This window comes from Paenibacillus sp. GXUN7292 (assembly GCF_050864975.1).
Classification (GTDB): Bacteria; Bacillota; Bacilli; order Paenibacillales; family Paenibacillaceae; genus Pristimantibacillus.
This window is the reverse complement of the sequence record NZ_JBOZWO010000054.1, coordinates 18,874-34,602: the sequence shown is the minus strand read 5'-3', so window position 1 is coordinate 34,602 and position 15,729 is coordinate 18,874. Positions and strand designations below refer to the sequence as shown.

Below are 15,729 nucleotides of genomic sequence, written 5' to 3'. Positions count from 1 at the left end.
ATTTGAAAGGAGCTTTACCAGCTATAAGCTTGTTTTTCGTTTCAATAACTGCACGGAGGGATAGTTGATGTCGAAAAAATTAACAGGGCAATATGGGATTATGTTGTATGTAAAAGATTTTAGAAGTATCGAGTTCTTAATATTAGAGCGATAAATGAAAAATAAAATTTTGACATTAGTAATAATGCTGCCCCTCTTAATAGTAACAATTATTTCGGCTGCGAAGATATTTGCTTCTTATAATTTTGAAAAGGAAATGAAGAATATTGCGTTTAATCAAGTAAGACTTTTTATGTCGCAATCAGAAGTGGAGAAACTGTACGGCTTGGGCAAAGATTTAACACCAGGATGTTTTGGCTGTGAGTTGAATTTTATATACCCAGATATTTATTTATCGGGAAGATACTCGGATACCTACGATAGAATGAAGGGAGTTAACATTGATCATAATAAAAGCCCTAAAATAAAGAGGATGGAAACAGCAAATCAATCGAATAAAATATTTAATATTAGAGTTGGAGATACATTTGAAAAGGCTGAACAAATTTTAAGGTCGAAAGGATTTCAAAAAATTAATTCAGGTACTTTTAAAAAGAAAAATTATATGGTTGAAATATTTGACGATGCAGAAATTAATGATTCGAATACCGCCAAACATGAAACGGATGACGGAATAATTAAAAGCATGGCAGTTAGTTATGATGTAGAGAAGGATAATTTAATACAATACTAAGCAAAGAATAGGCTTGATTAGTGAGATCGCATTAGGAAGGTGATGATTTGCTCTATCATATTAGCGAGAATTCGAATATTGAACAATTTATTCCAAGAAAATCTGATACGAGACCGGATTTGCCTCCTATTGTTTGGGCGTTAAATGAAAAACGCTTGGTCAATTATTTATTCCCAAGAGAATGTCCAAGAATTATTTTTACCAAGGGCCCAGAGGTCAGTGAAGAGGATCAAAGAGTGTTTTTTGGGCATACAACTTCACAAACAATTATAACCGTTGAAAGCTCTTGGTATGAGCGGATAAGGGAGATAACATTATTCAAATATTCATTTGAACAAAGTCATTTTCAATTAATTGATGAGATCGCAGGTTATTATATTTCGGAGGAGATAATAAAGCCTGTTAACGTTGAACCTGTAAACAATTTAATTGATCAAATACTATCATACGGAGTTGAATTAAGGTTTACGCCCAATCTACACCATTTAAGAAATGCATTATTAGAATCTTCGATTAATGATTTTTCCATAATTAGATTTAGAAATGCAGAAAAGTAGACGGGAATCGGGATTCGGGATACCTTTCAACAGAGGGGATGATAACTATGTTTTATGTTAATGCAAGAGCTATTATTGAACGGTACATCGATAATGAGGCTGAAATTGTCATTCAGAATAGGGTAAAACCGAACGAGCCAATAACAATTGAACTTCCTGGCGGGCAGGTAGAACCATTTGAATCTCTGATACAAGCATTGAGGAGAGAAGTGAAAGAGGAAACGGGTTTAGATCTTTCTGAAATTGAAGGAGAAGATACAAGAATTGTTACAGAAGGAAGATACTTTGAAGTAGAATGTATGAAGCCATTTGCTGCTTATCAAACTGTCAAAGGTCCCGTAGATTCTGTAGGCTATTATTTTAGATGCAAAGCAAACGGTGAATTGCTAGAGTCAGGAGACGATACAACAGGAGTTAGATGGATCAAGGTAACAGATTTAAAAGAATTATTGGAAAATAATCCTCAAAACTTTTCTGATGTAGACAGGGCTGGAATACAATACTATTTGAAGCAATTATACAAATAATAAAGCTCTCTGATTTTTTGATGCCATACGTAGTTGGAAAGGAAAGCCTTATGAAAAAAAGACCATTATATATAGCTCTGTTAATGTTGGTACTCTTTTATGCCGGTTATGTAAGTTATGAATACTTTAGTGATAATAGAATATTAAGTAATGTATTGAAGCGTGATCATTACACGATTACTAAGAAAGACAATATTAAGATTGATCTTGCGATCAAACCAGAATGGATTCCTTTTGATACAGAAGAACCTCAAGAACTTAATATTAAGATTGCGGAGACCCATAACACGAATATATTACTCCAGCAGGTGTGGAATAGGGGCAATGATATTTATTTTAGTTTTCATACAACTTATAACTTAGACTTTTATAATGGAAGTTTTCTTTATAATATGCTAATTAATGATGACGGAACGTATACTTCTAGAGGGTCATATAATGATCTTCAGCTAACAGATCTCCAAGGTAATGCGATTCAGCTTGGTCAAACAGGAGCCGGACCAGGGTCTGACTTCTCTTTTGGAATTGAACCAGGTGAATATGAAAAAATTAAAAACGGGTTTAACGTGAGTTATTCAGGGCTAATTTTGTATGAGTACTCAAGAAAGTAAAGTGGGTTTGGGTTGGGAAAATATTAAATGAGGGGGCTTTATATGGAACTTCAAGAAATTCATCTAAATTTAAAAGAAACGAGAGAGGATTTGCTAAAAACTCTTAATGGACTGAGTGAAGAGCAATTACATAAGCAGAAAGATTCAAATAGCTGGAGTATTAATCAAATATATCAGCATTTAATTAAGACGGAAGAATTATATATTGCAGCAATAAGAAGAGGCTTAAAGAGTAACGAGGATTCTGTCGTAGGGGATAAAGCACTGGATTTTTTACTGGATAGAAGTAAAAAGATAGAGGCTCCTGAAATTGCCCGGCCATCTAGCGGATTTATTCAACGCCAAGAAATCATTGAAAAGCTAAACCATTCACGAGCGAAGCTAAATGAACTATTAAAGTCGCTTGAAGATCCCACAGTGCTAAGCAGAAGACATTTTGTTCATCCGGTTTTTAAAGAGATGTTATTAATGGAATGGGTTAAATCAATATACCTGCATGAGCAAAGACATATTAAACAGATTATTGAAATTATTGACGGCAAATAATAACGAATCGAATTGGTGGTAGAGAAGTCGTGGAAACCATCTTATATTTTGTCAGACATGCGGACTCTGTCTTTGTAGAAGGCAGTGAGCGGACTAGAGGATTATCGGATCAAGGCGTTAGAGATGCACAAGTAGTAAGAAATATTTTGAAAAATGAACAAATCGATGAGTTTTTCTCCAGCCCTTATGAATGATCAATTGAAACAATTAAATCAGTAGCATTTGAATATCAGAACAACATAAATATCAAGGAAGACTTAAGGGAAAGAGCAATTGGGAACTTTGCACCGATGACATTTAAAGAAGCAAAACATCAAGTGTTTAAAGATTTTCATTTTTCTTTTCCCGGTGGAGAGTCAAGTACGGAAGCTCAGAAAAGAGCGGTGAATGTTATTACAAGCATTATTGAATCAAATAAAGGCAGGAAAATAGTAATTGGAACGCATGGTGACATTATGACATTAATGTTGAACCATTTCGATAACCGATATGGTTATTCTTTTTGGGAATCGACGTCGATGCCCGATATTTATAAGCTAACATTAGATGCTAACAAGTTAATTGCAGTTGAAAGAATGTGGGGAAATGGAGAACGCTAAGAATAGGTGACAAACATAAAATTACTTTTTATTTGCAGCCGTAATAAATGGCGCAGCTTAACAGCGGAGAAGATTTTTGATAAATTTAATGGGTATGAAGTGCGCTCAGCAGGGACAGAAGAAGCCGCGAGAATTAAAGTGACAGAAGGGCATATCGGCTGGGCGGATGTGATATTTGTAATGGAAAAGAAACATGTAAGAAGATTGAGGGATAAGTTCCCATATGCAATTAAACATAAGGAATTGATTTGTCTGGATATTCCCGACGATTATAAATTTATGGATACAGAGTTGATTGAAATATTGAAGTCGAGAGTATCGGATTATATAGAAGTACCGGATTAACTGAAGAGAAACTCCTTTTTGTAAGTAGGGGTTTCTCTTTTTTTGTTAGCCCCAAATAATATACTTTGCAATTTTGAAACCAAGGTTTTATAATCGAACCATATCATACCAACTTCAGGTCAATTAATTAAAGGTAGGGGAAGCTTATGCGACTAATCGGACAACATACACTAATAACAGGCGGTTCGAGCGGTATTGGTCAAGCTATTGCGTATAGATTCGCGCAAGAAGGCGCAAGAGTGACAGTGGCGGGCATTGAGGATGGTGCTTTGGAAGAAACAGTACAATCTATCCATGCTTCTGGTGGGGAAGCTATTGCGGTGAACGCTGATGTCCGGTGCAAGTCGGATGTGGAACGGATGGTCTCCGAAGCGATTGCGGCCTTTGGACCGATTGATACGCTCGTGAACAGTGCCGGTGTTTGCAAACCGGCGCCGTTCCTAGAAATTGAGGAAGAGGATTGGGATCTTCATATTGATGTGAATTTGAAGGGCTCCTTCTTGGCCTCTCAAGCTGTCGCTAAGGAGATGTCAAAGACTGGACGGGGATCGATTATTAATATCTCCAGTGTGAATGGGATAGCATCTGAGGGAGATCAAGTTCATTACAATGCTTCAAAAGCTGGAATAAATTCTTTAACTATGTCTATGGCTTTGGAATTGGCGCCGCTGGGTATCCGGGTAAATGGAGTTTGTCCGGGTTTTATTGAAACGAGGCTAACAAAACCGCTCATTGATAATCAGGAAGCCATTTCCGCTTATTTGAAAACGATTCCTCTAGGCCGGGTTGGTTTGCCAGAAGAGATAGCGGCTGCAGCGCTTTTCCTTGCCTCACAGGATGCTGCCTATATGACAGGACATTCTATTGTTGTTGATGGCGGGCAGCTAATAAAACTATCTTAATTTACTAGATTATGATCATGGGGGGAAGAGTGAGTATGAAAGTGATAGTGAATGCAAAAGTTGTGATGCCCGATCGCTTGATTGAACAAGGCACCGTATGGATAGATAATGGACGCATTATAGCATGCGGCGAGGCGGAGCAGTTACAGACGCCAGAAGGAGCGGAACTGATCGATGCCAAGGGCTTATACGTGGCTCCAGGCTTTGTCGATATTCACTGCCATGGCGGGGGAGGACACTGGGCGTATCGCAATCCTGCAGCTATGGCTCGTTTTCATTTGAACTATGGCACAACATCCATTCTGCCAACTTTCTCGTACAATGAGTCGGAACAGGAGATATTCGATGGGCTACATAGGGTTTTGCAAGCACAGGAAGGAGATTATGGGAGTCTTATAGTTGGTATTCACTTGGAGGGTCCTTATATAAATCCAAAGTATGGAGCAATTACCTCTCCGATACGCCCGGTTAACCCGTCGGAGTATTTGGAAATTCTCAAATTGGCAGGTCCGCAAATCAAGGTGTGGACGCTAGCTCCTGAGCTCGAGGGTCAGCAACTATTTATGAAGGAAGCGGCACGCTATGGTATTACATTCTCAGTAGGACATTCAGAGGCTGCTGTTGAGACGATTTTGGATAGTGTGCAATATGGACTCCGAATCGGCTGCCATTGCACGAATGCAAGCGGCGTGACACCTTCGCCTTCTCGCTACGCAGGAACAAGGGAGTTAGGTGTCGACGAGGCAGTGCTCTTAAGCGACGATATTTATGCAGAGGTTATTCCGGATCGTGAAGGGCGCCACGTTCGTCCTTTAATGCTTAAGCTAATTTTGAAAACAAAAGGATCAAATAAAGTTATCATCATTACGGATGCGATGGATAGTACTGGACAAATTGACTCTTCAGTTGACGTTAATCTGATTGAAAAAAATGAGTTTTCGCCTTCTCAGGCCGAAGATTATATGTTAGCTGGAAGTCTGCTTACGATGGACCGGGCTGTATTTAATATGAAACAGCATACAGAAGCAGACATGGTCGATCTATTCAAGATGGCTTCATTGAATCCGGCAAAAGTGATTGGTATCGATCATGAAGTCGGCAGCGTGCAAATAGGAAAGCGTGCAAATCTTATTTTTGTGACGGAAGATATACAAATTCGCAGTGTCTTTCTTGACGGTGAAATTGTAAACACAAAATAAAATTAAGGGAGGCAACGACATGTTTCAAGAACAAATGGATACTCCGGCGGTAGTAGTCGATCTTGATATTTTGGATGCGAACCTGAAGCGAACAGCCGAGCTTGCCGCAAAGTCAGGCATAAAGCTGCGGCCTCATATTAAAACCCATAAAAGTGTATGGATTGCAAGGAAGCAGCTGGACTATGGAGCAAAGGGCATTACGGTCGCCAAGCTTGGAGAGGCGGAAGTGATGGCCGATGGGGGCATTGATGATATTCTCATTGCTTTTCCTCTTGTCGGTTCTGGAAAGTTGAAGCGATTGGCTGCGCTGCTTAGGCGCGGCGTGCATATAACGGTCAGTGTGGATAGCTTAGAAGCTGCACGAGGAATATCGGATGTCGGCACAGAGTTAGGCATGCAAATCTCACTGTATCTGGACATCAACACCGGGTTGAATCGTTGCGGATTGGAACCGGGACAGGCTTCTGCGGAGCTTGCACTCGCTATTAGCGCCTTGCCGGGTGTAGCAGTAACAGGGCTTATGACGCATGCAGGTCACGCTTATGGCTGTCGAGATGCAGAAAGTGCGCAAAAAGTAGCGTTTGAGGAAGCAGAAGGATTAATTGCGACTCAGAAAATAATTACGGATAGGGGCGTTAATGTACCGGAGATCAGCGTTGGATCGACGCCGACTTCGAAGTTTGCCGGTCAGTTGTCGGGAGTTACTGAAATGCGCCCCGGCGCCTATGTGTTCGGGGATGGATCGCAGTTGTTTCCCGGCTTGATTACAGAAGAAGAATGCGCCATGCGGATTTATACAACAGTCATTAGTACCCCAAGGCCTGGATATATAATTGTGGATGCCGGCTCCAAGACACTGACGAATGATGCTAGCATACATCGCAGCGGATACGGTTATTTGCCGGATTATCCTGAGATTATGGTAGAACGGCTAAGCGAGGAGCACGGCATTTTGGCTGTACCAGACAACTGCGGGCTTCAGATTGGAGATGTCGTATCTCTTATACCGAATCACTGCTGCACTGTAGTAAATTTACGGGATGAACTGTTTGGAACCCGCGGCGGCAAGCTGGAGCAAGTACTTAAGATCGATGCCCGCGGTAAAAATACTTGAAGAAATTAGGACACCTGTAGCTGGATTGAGATTATTAAAATTACTTTTTTATACACAAAACTATGATGCCCCTTATAAATGTCAATGTATAATCATGGTAGATACAGACACACATGACCCAGCCTGAGATAGCAGTTATCTAGGGCTGGGTTATGTTGTATATGCACAAATGGTATGAGAACGTGATGTGAAAAATAAGAAGATGAGGTGTTTCCATGGCTATGCATAGTATCCCTTTAAGTGAAGAAGCTCTAGTTGGCTCATTTTCTACAGACATTAAACCATGTATTTCAATTCATTCGGGAGACACGCTTAGATTAGAAACGCTTGATGGAGGATGGGGGAAAGGCAGCAGTTATGAGGAAAGAATAAAACCATTCGCCAGAAAAGGGAAAGGACATCCTTTAGCAGGACCAATATTTATTGAGGAAGCAAGGAAAGGCATGACTCTGAAAATTCATTTTAATGACATTAAGCCGGGGCGTTATGGGTTTACAGCAGCGGGAGGATACCCGAATTGGCAAAATCAAAAATTGTTATTGTTGAATGATAAAGAAATAATTTTAGAGTGGACACTTGATAATCAAACAATGACGGGAGCTTGTATTATTAATGAACGTAAGTTTGTAGTATCATTAAACCCTTTTCTAGGGAACATTGGTATGCCTCCCGAGGTAGGTGGAGAGCATTCTACCTGGCCGCCAAGATTTTGCGGCGGAAACATAGATTGTAAGGAATTAGTGAAAGGGAGCACTTTATACCTCCCGGTATCAGTTGATGGTGCTTACTTGGCACTAGGCGACGGGCATGCTGCGCAGGGGGACGGAGAAGTAAGCTGCCAAGCAATTGAGTGTCCAATGGAGTTGGTGGATGTAACGATTGAAGTTTTACCAGATACAGTTATTTCGCTTCCAAGAGCCAACACTCCGACTGGCTGGATTACCTTTGGGTTTCATGAAGATTTAAATGAAGCTACAGTTCAAGCTTTAGATCAAATGCTGGAGCTGCTAGGAGAGCTTTATGGGCTCAGACGAGTAGAAGCCATGGCTTTGGGAAGTTCCATTATCGACTTGCGAATTACTCAAATTGTGAATGGAGTTAAAGGTGTACATGCTTTTTTGCCACACGGAATATTGTTGTAAAAAGCACTTTTATATTCTCAATCAAGCAGCGATAGAGGAACCACCTCTGGTCGTTGCTTTTTTGTTGATGTTGAGCTCGAATGGATTCTAAAGATGCGGACACGAATGACCGTTAGCGCTCATTTTTCGCCAACCTCCACTTTCTAGCGGACAGAAATATCCGTTAGCGGGAAAAAAGCTAGAGAATTCGGCGGAATTGTCTTCTAATGGTCATAAGTGTCCGCATGTGCAACAAAAAGACTGCTTTTTGGTTCTAACGGTCATTAATGACCGCACCACAAATAGCGACGCATCATTTGTTCTTTACACATGATTACGGCAAGTTAGGTCACCGACACTTCATTGTATAAATGCATTACATATTATAGATTTGTATTATTTTTGTCCCAAGCCCCCCTAGATACAATAAGAACATCACAGATAAGGCGCAACAAAGTGGGAGAGTGATTTTTGATGAATGCCATGAAAATATCGAAGCGAAATAAGTTAATGGACGGACTATGGGGATACGCATTCATATCGCCTTGGCTGATCGGATTGTTTCTGCTAACGCTTATTCCGATGGGACAATCGTTATATTTTTCGTTAACGAATTATCATTTGCTGGAGAGTCCTCAGTTTTCTGGTTTAAGCAACTATAAGGAAATATTTATGAATGACCAAACATTCACACAAGCGTTAAAGGTTACTTTTGTGTATGTATTAGTGTCAGTACCTCTGAAGCTGGCGTTTGCATTAGGCGTGGCGATGCTTTTGTACAAATCGATAAAAGGAATGTCGATATTCCGCTCCGTCTATTATTTGCCTTCCTTGATAGGGGGCAGTGTGGCGATTGCAGCGATTTGGCGCAATTTATTCGGTTATGACGGACTGGTTAATAAGCTGCTTGGCACATTCGGAATACCTACAACGGATTTTATTAATATGCCAAATACTTCGTTATCTACACTCATTGTTTTGTCGATTTGGCAATTTGGTTCATCCATGGTTATCTTTTTGGCGGGATTAAAACAAATTCCGAAGGATTTATATGAAGCGGCTGCGGTAGACGGTGCCTCTAAGATTCGTATTTTTTTCAAAATGACGCTGCCGATGCTGACACCAATTATTTTATTCAATATGGTCATGCAAACGATTAATAGCTTCCAAATGTTTACGCAGGCTTTTGTTATTACAAAGGGCGGGCCGATTGATTCTACTTTAGTATACGCTTTGTATTTGTATCAAAAGGCATTTGTTTTCTTCGATATGGGCTATGCCAGTGCGCTTGCATGGATTTTGCTCGCTATTATTGGATTAGCAACGATAATTATTTTTGGCACATCGAAAAAATGGGTGCATTATGAAAACTAATGTGAATAAGCAGCAACAAGGAGGAGCTACGCAATGTCTCATACAAAGCTGTGGACGAAATATATTGTACTGATCGCAGGCAGTATTGTGATGATTTATCCTATTTTATGGCTGTTTGGCAGCTCGGTGAAATCCAATACGGAAATGAATAGCACGAGTTTATTTCCTTCTCATTTTGAATGGAAAAACTTTTTGGACGGCTGGACCGCTATACCCGGTTTTACGTTCGGACAATTTTTCTTAAATTCTTTTTTGATAGCAGGCCTATCGGTCGTCGGTACGGTCCTGTCGAGTGCGCTCGTTGCGTACGGTTTTGCGCGAATCAAGTTTCCGCTTAGAAATTTTTGGTTTGCTATTCTTATGATTACGCTCATGCTTCCAACTCAGGTTACCTTGGTGCCGCAATATATTTTGTTTAAAAATTTTGATTGGATCGGCACTGCGCTGCCGATTATTGTTCCTCACTTTTTGGCAGTAGGACCATTCTATGTGTTTCTAATTAATCAGTTTGTGCGCGGCATTCCTAATGATTTGGACGAATCAGCGAAAATTGATGGCTGCTCACAGCTCGGCATTGCGTTTCGAATTGTGCTGCCGCTATGTATGCCGGCCATTATTACTTCAGCGTTGTTTTGCTTCATTTGGACATGGGATGACTTCCTGGCACAGATGCTTTATTTGACAGATACAGCGAAATATACAGTGCCGTTAGCGCTTCGTCTGTTTTTGGATAACTCCTCAGCTGTTACTTGGGGACCAATGTATGCGATGAGCGTGCTGTCCATTTTACCATGCTTTCTTCTATTCATGTTCTCGCAAAAATATTTTGTGGAAGGGATTGCTACAACGGGAATTAAATAGATTTTCAGGCGATTGCCGTTAGAGCTTGTGAGAAAGCTATATAAGGACAAATTGGAGTAGGCAGGGTATCCACTGAAGGAGCGATAGCGTCCGCCTTTGTCTGCACTAAATATCCGTATATCTGTTCATTTCAATAAAAATTTAGTGAAGACAACAGCGGCCGTAAGGGATACCCTGCAAACGTGTAATTAATTGGTTCCGATAGTAGCTATTATTATTGTGTACAATTGACGAAAAATCATTTAATCTATTAACCGACAACCAAGTGACTAACTACCACGAGACGAAGGTGAAGGTTATGAAAAATCCGATTAAAGTGTTTTCCCTTCAAGCCAACCTTTTCACTTCTTTTATTATTATTTCTGCTATTCTCATCTTAACGCTTGGAATAACCAGCTATATGATTACGAATCAAGAGGTCGTCGACAAGACGATCTCTTCACGCATTTTATTGCTGGATGAAATTAACAAGCAAATCGATATTCAGCTGCAGGCTGTTGAATACGATTCCTTAGTTGTGGCCAGCCATCCCTTGATCGTGGAGTATTTGCAGGAAGAGGAAAATTCATTCTCCAGAATTGAGAAAAATGAACAGGTAATCGATCTGCTGAGCAGGCAGAGCTACATTAAGGAAGGGATTCATTCAGTTCAGCTGTATGCAAAGGGCAGTACGAACAATTACTATTCTGGGGTAAATGGTATTTTTGCTTACTCGATTTTAGAGCAATCCCCTATGTATGATAGGATTCAGCATGCTGATTATATTTGGCTGGGCACTAATAAGCTTATTAATGGCAGCTTTGTGCAGCGCAAGGATGAGGTAGTCAGTTTTAGCCGAAAGGTGCTGTCGCCGGAGGGCAAGGAGCTTGGCGTGCTCGTTTTTAATATAAATATTTCGTATATGCACAAGCTGCTGTCCAGTAAAGCAGCGGATGACGGAAGATTTTTGCTGGATACGAATGCAAGGCTTATTGTTGATTCCAGTCAAGTGAAAAGCGATGCTTTGCCGTATTCCGCTATTTCTGAAGCGCTGCCTGATATTATGAATCAGGACAATTTTCAAAAGCAGTATGCCATCCACCATTTCGATGAAAAACAGCTGTTAGTTTGGAGCAAGCAGCAGCGAACACAATGGGTTTCATTAGATTTGATTTCATGGACAAGCATTACGGCCGGCAGTCAAAAAATTAAAAATACGATTGTTATTGTGGCGGTAATTTGCGTCCTGCTGGCTATAACGTTTGCATATTTTTTGGCGCGACAGTTTGTTCATCCTATAAAAGGGCTAGTCTATGCGATGAAGCATTTAAAAACAGGCAGGCTGAATACGCGCATCGACAACGAATACGACAATGAATTCGGTTATTTGAATAATCATTTCAATAACATGGCCATTAATATCGAGGAGCTGATCGATCAGCTGAATCGAAAAAATCAGCAAAAGCGAGAAGCGGATATTAAGGTGCTGCAGGAGCAGATGAATCCGCACTTTATTTATAACACGCTTGATGTGATGAATTGGCATGCGATTGAAGCGGGAGCAGGCGAAATTAGCCGAATGCTTTCTTTGCTTGGCAAAATGCTTAGAATTGCTCTTTCGAGCGGCGAATCCTTTATTCCGATCAGGAAAGAGGTTGAGCATATTACATGCTATGTTGAGCTGCAAAAAATAAGATATCAGGATCAAATTCATATCCAGCTTAATATTCCAGAAACCATTTACGATTATTATTTACCTAAATTAATATTGCAGCCCTTTGTTGAAAATTCGATTATTCACGGCTTCCATTCCAGAAGAAAAGGGTTTATCGCTATACGTGCGATGGAATTACCGGAAGCTATTGTTTTTATGGTTGAGGATAATGGCCACGGCATGGAGGATACAGCCAAGGTGCGGGAGCAGCAGCATCATGGCGTAAGAAATGTTTCGGAACGGATTGATTTATATTTTGGCGCTGCATATGGCGTAAAGGTAGAAAGTGTTCTTGATCAAGGAACGACGATTACCATTACGATTCCGAAGCTGACAACTATTCCGTTAGATTGGGAACGGCTGAGAGAGGGGCATGAAGGTCATGAGCGCAAAGATTAAGGCTATTATTGTAGATGATGATCAAATGACCCTGCAGGGGTTAGCTAAAACGATTGACTGGCGGAGGCTAAATGTTGAAATTGCAGGCCTCGCGATCGATGGGGTGGAAGGGCTTGCGATGATTGAGGAGTATCAGCCCGGTTTAATATTGACCGATATTTATATGCCTAGAATGGATGGCATCGCGATGCTGCAAGCAGCAAGACAAGCGGGCTCCAAGGCAGAGGTCATTATTCTAAGCGGGTATGAGGATTTTAAGTATGCGAAGTCTGCTTTAAAGCTGCAGGTAGCAGATTATTTGTCCAAGCCGGCAACGGTACCGGAAATTGAAGCGGTGCTTCAGGAAACGATTAAAAAGATTAAGCAAAGCAATCAGCTTGAGCAGGAAGAACGAGAGCTTAAGGAGCTTGTGAAATACCATTTGCCGGAAACGAAGAAGCAGCTGCTTAAGGGCATACTGGAGCCGCATTTTTGCGAGAAGGAATTTTTTGAGAAGGCAACAAAGCAATTAGGGCTTAATTTTGCCAATCAAGCCTTTGCTGCTGCTGTGCTGGAATACGCTGTTCCGATCGGCAAAGCGCATTATAAAAGTAAAGATTTATTAACGTATACCTATGCAATTACGAATATTTTGGAAGAGCTGGTTTCAAAAGAAACGAGTGTTTATTTGGCCGATGTTCAAAAAGATAAATTCGTGCTCCTCTTTGCGCTGCCTGCTCATTTAAGAGTGGAGACATTTAAAAATAGAATGAAATATACGATACAGCAGTTTATTGCGCCAATAAAAAGCTACTTAAAGCTTGATGTATGGGTTTCATTAGGATCGATTGAAGCTGACGTTTCCTTGGCATGGCGTTCCTGCCGTAAGGCAATAAATGCTCTTAACGAAAGAGCTTCCGTCGAGGAGACCTGGCTAGTCGCCGATGAACAGAGCATGGGGAAGCTGCCCGCATCGCTCCCATCCAAGCCGATTGAGCATTATCAATCGCTTATGGAAGCTGTATTGGAAGGAAACTCGGATGAGCTTACAGCCCATATTACCCAACTACTCAAGACGCTGAATGACCTAAAGGCGATGAATGTGCATTATATTCGAAGTGTGGTCATTGATTTAATGGGAATGCTTACGATCAGCTTGTATCAGCAGGGTGTGCTTGTGGAGGAAATATACCCGGATGTTCGCTGGTATCAAGATTTGGAGCGTATCAATAATGCTCAGGACCTGGAATTATGGCTGAAGGAAACGATGGCTCTTTTGTGCAGTGCGATGGCTAGTCGGGTGAATCATAAGCATAGGAAGACGGTAGATTATATGAAAAAATATGTGAAAGAGCATCTGGATGAAGACATTACGCTGGATGTTATCGCAGACGAAGTGAGCTTAACGAGAAATTATTTAAGCCAAATATTCAAGGATGTCACGGGTGAAAATTACAACAGCTACGTAACACGTGTTCGAATGGAACGGGCCAAGGAGCTTATGATGAGCGGGAAGTACAAGCTTTATGAGATTACGGCTATGGTCGGCTATAAAAATAATGCTTACTTCAGCCAGCAGTTTAAAAAGCATATGGGCTGCAATCCATCTGATTATTGTTAATCGTCTATATATTTTTGATACTTTTTATAGATTTATATTATTTTGTTTACGATGCCGGTTCCTATAATTAAAGACAGCAAGGATAATTGCATAAGGAGTGAATGACATGAAGAGCAGCAACAATTGGTTCAAGAAATCCTTAATGATCGCAGCAGTATCTGCTTTGCTAATGTCGTTGTTAGCAGCATGCGGTCAAAGCGGCAGTAATGGCGGCAACAGTGCACCACAAGGGGGAACAGGCAATAAGGAGCAAGGGGCAAAAGAAGAAAAAATTGAATTGCGCTTTGCTTGGTGGGGATCGCAGGGCAGACATGACAGAACTTTGCAAGCGATTGCAAAGTTTGAAGAGAAATATCAGCACATAAAGGTCATTCCTGAATACTCCTCTTGGGACGGATATTGGGAGAAGCTTTCCACACAGGTATCAGCAGGCAACGCGCCTGACGTGATGCAGATGAGTATTTTGTATATTAAAGAATATTCTGAACGGGAAGTATTGGCGGATCTCAATCCTTTCGTTGGCAGTGCTCTAAAGGTTGAAGATTTAAATGCAGACGTGTTAAGCAATCAAGGCACAATAGGCGGAAAGCTGACAGGCATTCCGGTTGCCGATAACGCCTCTGTACTGCTTGTTAATAATGAAATGTTCGATCAAGCTAAAATCAATAAGCCCGAAAAAGATTCGACATGGGAAGAGCTGTTTGCCATATCGCGTGAGCTGAAGGCTGCACTGGGCGACAATGTATACGGATTGTTCGATTCTTCTTCTTCTCTTGAAGCCTTTATGTACTATTTGTTCTCCAAAGGCGACAAGCTGTACTCGGAAGATAACCGACTGGGCTATAACGATGACAATCTAAAAGAGTGGATGAGCATGTGGGAGACAGCGCGCAAGGAAGGAATCGCTCCTCCAGCCAACATTACGGCTTCGGCTCTGCCGCTGAGCAATGCAGACCCGAATAAGGATGCGTTGTTAAAAGGAACAGTAGCGATGATGGGACCTACTTGGATTGCCGCGTTCCCTGCGTATCAATCAGTTATGACAGACAATGTTGACATGATCTCTTATCCGCATGCCGTGCAAACAGGAAGCGTGCTGCAAACGGCGATGTTCTTTAGCGCTTCTGCCAAATCCAAGCAGCAAGAAGCAGCCGCATTGCTAATTGATTTTCTAGTTAACAGTGAAGAGGCAGCAGATATTTTGGAAACCGAGCGCGGACTGCCTGAAAACAAAAAAGTCCGTGAATATTTAGCTCCGAAATTTACGGATCGCGACAAGAAGATGATTGCGATGCTGGAGCATGTATCGCAAAGCAATCCAGCCTGGTATGATGCGGGTCCAAAGGGTGCTGGCGAAGTAACGGCATTGTTTGAGAAAGTCATCCAGAAGCATCAATTTGGCAAAGCTACGATCGATGAAGCGGTTAAGGAATTCCGCGTAGAGGCTGACAAGATTTTCGCTAGAAATAATGGGTAGAGTGAACAGATAGATGAGCATAGAAGACCGCTGCTGAAGCGGCCTTCTCTGTTTAATGAAATAAAGAGATA

At 41.2% G+C, this 15,729-nt stretch carries 17 protein-coding genes; all 17 read left to right on the top strand.

Going from position 1 to position 15,729, the window contains the following annotated elements; translation table 11 throughout:
* Positions 1-154: 154 nt before the first annotated feature.
* The 17 genes from ACRRU2_RS26400 to ACRRU2_RS26320 all read left to right on the top strand — a co-directional run bounded on the left by ACRRU2_RS26400 (position 155) and on the right by ACRRU2_RS26320 (position 15,658).
* Positions 155-733 (top strand): hypothetical protein, encoded by a 579-nt coding sequence (locus ACRRU2_RS26400; protein ID WP_432506263.1) that lies wholly within the window; start codon positions 155-157, stop codon positions 731-733.
* A 47-nt stretch (positions 734-780) separates the two neighbouring features.
* The gene (locus ACRRU2_RS26395; RefSeq protein WP_432506261.1) at positions 781-1,290 is read left to right on the top strand and encodes a DUF6886 family protein; all 510 of its coding nucleotides are present in this window, start codon (positions 781-783) and stop codon (positions 1,288-1,290) included.
* Positions 1,291-1,337: 47 nt separating this feature from the next.
* On the top strand, positions 1,338-1,817 hold the full coding sequence (locus tag ACRRU2_RS26390) for an NUDIX hydrolase (RefSeq protein ID WP_432506259.1): 480 nt from the start codon (positions 1,338-1,340) through the stop codon (positions 1,815-1,817).
* A gap of 50 nt (positions 1,818-1,867) precedes the next feature.
* Positions 1,868-2,428: a hypothetical protein gene (locus ACRRU2_RS26385; RefSeq protein ID WP_432506257.1), complete on the top strand. Its 561-nt coding sequence runs from the start codon at positions 1,868-1,870 to the stop codon at positions 2,426-2,428.
* Positions 2,429-2,470: 42 nt separating this feature from the next.
* Complete coding sequence (locus tag ACRRU2_RS26380) at positions 2,471-2,974, top strand: DinB family protein (RefSeq protein WP_432506255.1); 504 nt, start codon at positions 2,471-2,473, stop codon at positions 2,972-2,974.
* A 29-nt stretch (positions 2,975-3,003) separates the two neighbouring features.
* On the top strand, positions 3,004-3,168 hold the full coding sequence (locus ACRRU2_RS26375) for a hypothetical protein (protein ID WP_432506253.1): 165 nt from the start codon (positions 3,004-3,006) through the stop codon (positions 3,166-3,168).
* Between the two features lie 3 nt (positions 3,169-3,171).
* Positions 3,172-3,573 carry a histidine phosphatase family protein gene (locus ACRRU2_RS26370; protein WP_432506265.1) on the top strand — a complete coding sequence of 134 codons (402 nt, stop codon included), beginning with the start codon at positions 3,172-3,174 and terminating at the stop codon, positions 3,571-3,573.
* A 15-nt stretch (positions 3,574-3,588) separates the two neighbouring features.
* Positions 3,589-3,918, top strand: a complete 330-nt coding sequence (locus ACRRU2_RS26365; RefSeq protein WP_331701012.1) for a low molecular weight protein tyrosine phosphatase family protein — start codon at positions 3,589-3,591, stop codon at positions 3,916-3,918.
* A gap of 146 nt (positions 3,919-4,064) precedes the next feature.
* The gene (locus ACRRU2_RS26360) at positions 4,065-4,820 is read left to right on the top strand and encodes an SDR family NAD(P)-dependent oxidoreductase (protein WP_432506251.1); all 756 of its coding nucleotides are present in this window, start codon (positions 4,065-4,067) and stop codon (positions 4,818-4,820) included.
* Between the two features lie 35 nt (positions 4,821-4,855).
* Positions 4,856-6,019: an N-acetylglucosamine-6-phosphate deacetylase gene (locus ACRRU2_RS26355; RefSeq protein WP_331701005.1), complete on the top strand. Its 1,164-nt coding sequence runs from the start codon at positions 4,856-4,858 to the stop codon at positions 6,017-6,019.
* A gap of 19 nt (positions 6,020-6,038) precedes the next feature.
* The gene (locus tag ACRRU2_RS26350) at positions 6,039-7,133 is read left to right on the top strand and encodes an alanine racemase (protein WP_331701004.1); all 1,095 of its coding nucleotides are present in this window, start codon (positions 6,039-6,041) and stop codon (positions 7,131-7,133) included.
* A 215-nt stretch (positions 7,134-7,348) separates the two neighbouring features.
* On the top strand, positions 7,349-8,275 hold the full coding sequence (locus ACRRU2_RS26345) for an acetamidase/formamidase family protein (RefSeq protein WP_432506248.1): 927 nt from the start codon (positions 7,349-7,351) through the stop codon (positions 8,273-8,275).
* 453 nt (positions 8,276-8,728) lie between these two features.
* A complete protein-coding gene (locus ACRRU2_RS26340; RefSeq protein ID WP_432506246.1) occupies positions 8,729-9,628 on the top strand; it encodes a carbohydrate ABC transporter permease in 900 nt (299 codons plus the stop codon).
* 33 nt (positions 9,629-9,661) lie between these two features.
* Positions 9,662-10,489, top strand: coding sequence for a carbohydrate ABC transporter permease (locus tag ACRRU2_RS26335; RefSeq protein ID WP_432506244.1), 828 nt, complete (start codon positions 9,662-9,664; stop codon positions 10,487-10,489).
* A gap of 217 nt (positions 10,490-10,706) precedes the next feature.
* Positions 10,707-12,581: a sensor histidine kinase gene (locus ACRRU2_RS26330; protein ID WP_432506242.1), complete on the top strand. Its 1,875-nt coding sequence runs from the start codon at positions 10,707-10,709 to the stop codon at positions 12,579-12,581.
* On the top strand, positions 12,565-14,181 hold the full coding sequence (locus tag ACRRU2_RS26325) for a response regulator transcription factor (protein WP_432506240.1): 1,617 nt from the start codon (positions 12,565-12,567) through the stop codon (positions 14,179-14,181). The genes ACRRU2_RS26330 and ACRRU2_RS26325 overlap by 17 nt, the downstream gene beginning before the upstream one ends.
* A gap of 106 nt (positions 14,182-14,287) precedes the next feature.
* Entirely contained in the window at positions 14,288-15,658 is a 1,371-nt protein-coding gene (locus ACRRU2_RS26320) for an ABC transporter substrate-binding protein (RefSeq protein WP_432506238.1), read from the top strand.
* Positions 15,659-15,729 lie beyond the last annotated feature (71 nt).

Bases quoted from the DNA above. Each gene is read 5' to 3' on its own strand.
- ACRRU2_RS26325 (WP_432506240.1), top strand. From the start codon at position 12,565: ATGAGCGCAAAGATTAAGGCTATTATTGTAGATGATGATCAAATGACC.
- ACRRU2_RS26350 (WP_331701004.1), top strand. From the start codon at position 6,039: ATGTTTCAAGAACAAATGGATACTCCGGCGGTAGTAGTCGATCTTGAT.
- ACRRU2_RS26335 (WP_432506244.1), top strand. From the start codon at position 9,662: ATGTCTCATACAAAGCTGTGGACGAAATATATTGTACTGATCGCAGGC.
- ACRRU2_RS26345 (WP_432506248.1), top strand. From the start codon at position 7,349: ATGGCTATGCATAGTATCCCTTTAAGTGAAGAAGCTCTAGTTGGCTCA.
- ACRRU2_RS26320 (WP_432506238.1), top strand. From the start codon at position 14,288: ATGAAGAGCAGCAACAATTGGTTCAAGAAATCCTTAATGATCGCAGCA.
- ACRRU2_RS26380 (WP_432506255.1), top strand. From the start codon at position 2,471: ATGGAACTTCAAGAAATTCATCTAAATTTAAAAGAAACGAGAGAGGAT.
- ACRRU2_RS26390 (WP_432506259.1), top strand. From the start codon at position 1,338: ATGTTTTATGTTAATGCAAGAGCTATTATTGAACGGTACATCGATAAT.
- ACRRU2_RS26400 (WP_432506263.1), top strand. From the start codon at position 155: ATGAAAAATAAAATTTTGACATTAGTAATAATGCTGCCCCTCTTAATA.
- ACRRU2_RS26360 (WP_432506251.1), top strand. From the start codon at position 4,065: ATGCGACTAATCGGACAACATACACTAATAACAGGCGGTTCGAGCGGT.
- ACRRU2_RS26340 (WP_432506246.1), top strand. From the start codon at position 8,729: ATGAATGCCATGAAAATATCGAAGCGAAATAAGTTAATGGACGGACTA.
- ACRRU2_RS26355 (WP_331701005.1), top strand. From the start codon at position 4,856: ATGAAAGTGATAGTGAATGCAAAAGTTGTGATGCCCGATCGCTTGATT.
- ACRRU2_RS26385 (WP_432506257.1), top strand. From the start codon at position 1,868: ATGAAAAAAAGACCATTATATATAGCTCTGTTAATGTTGGTACTCTTT.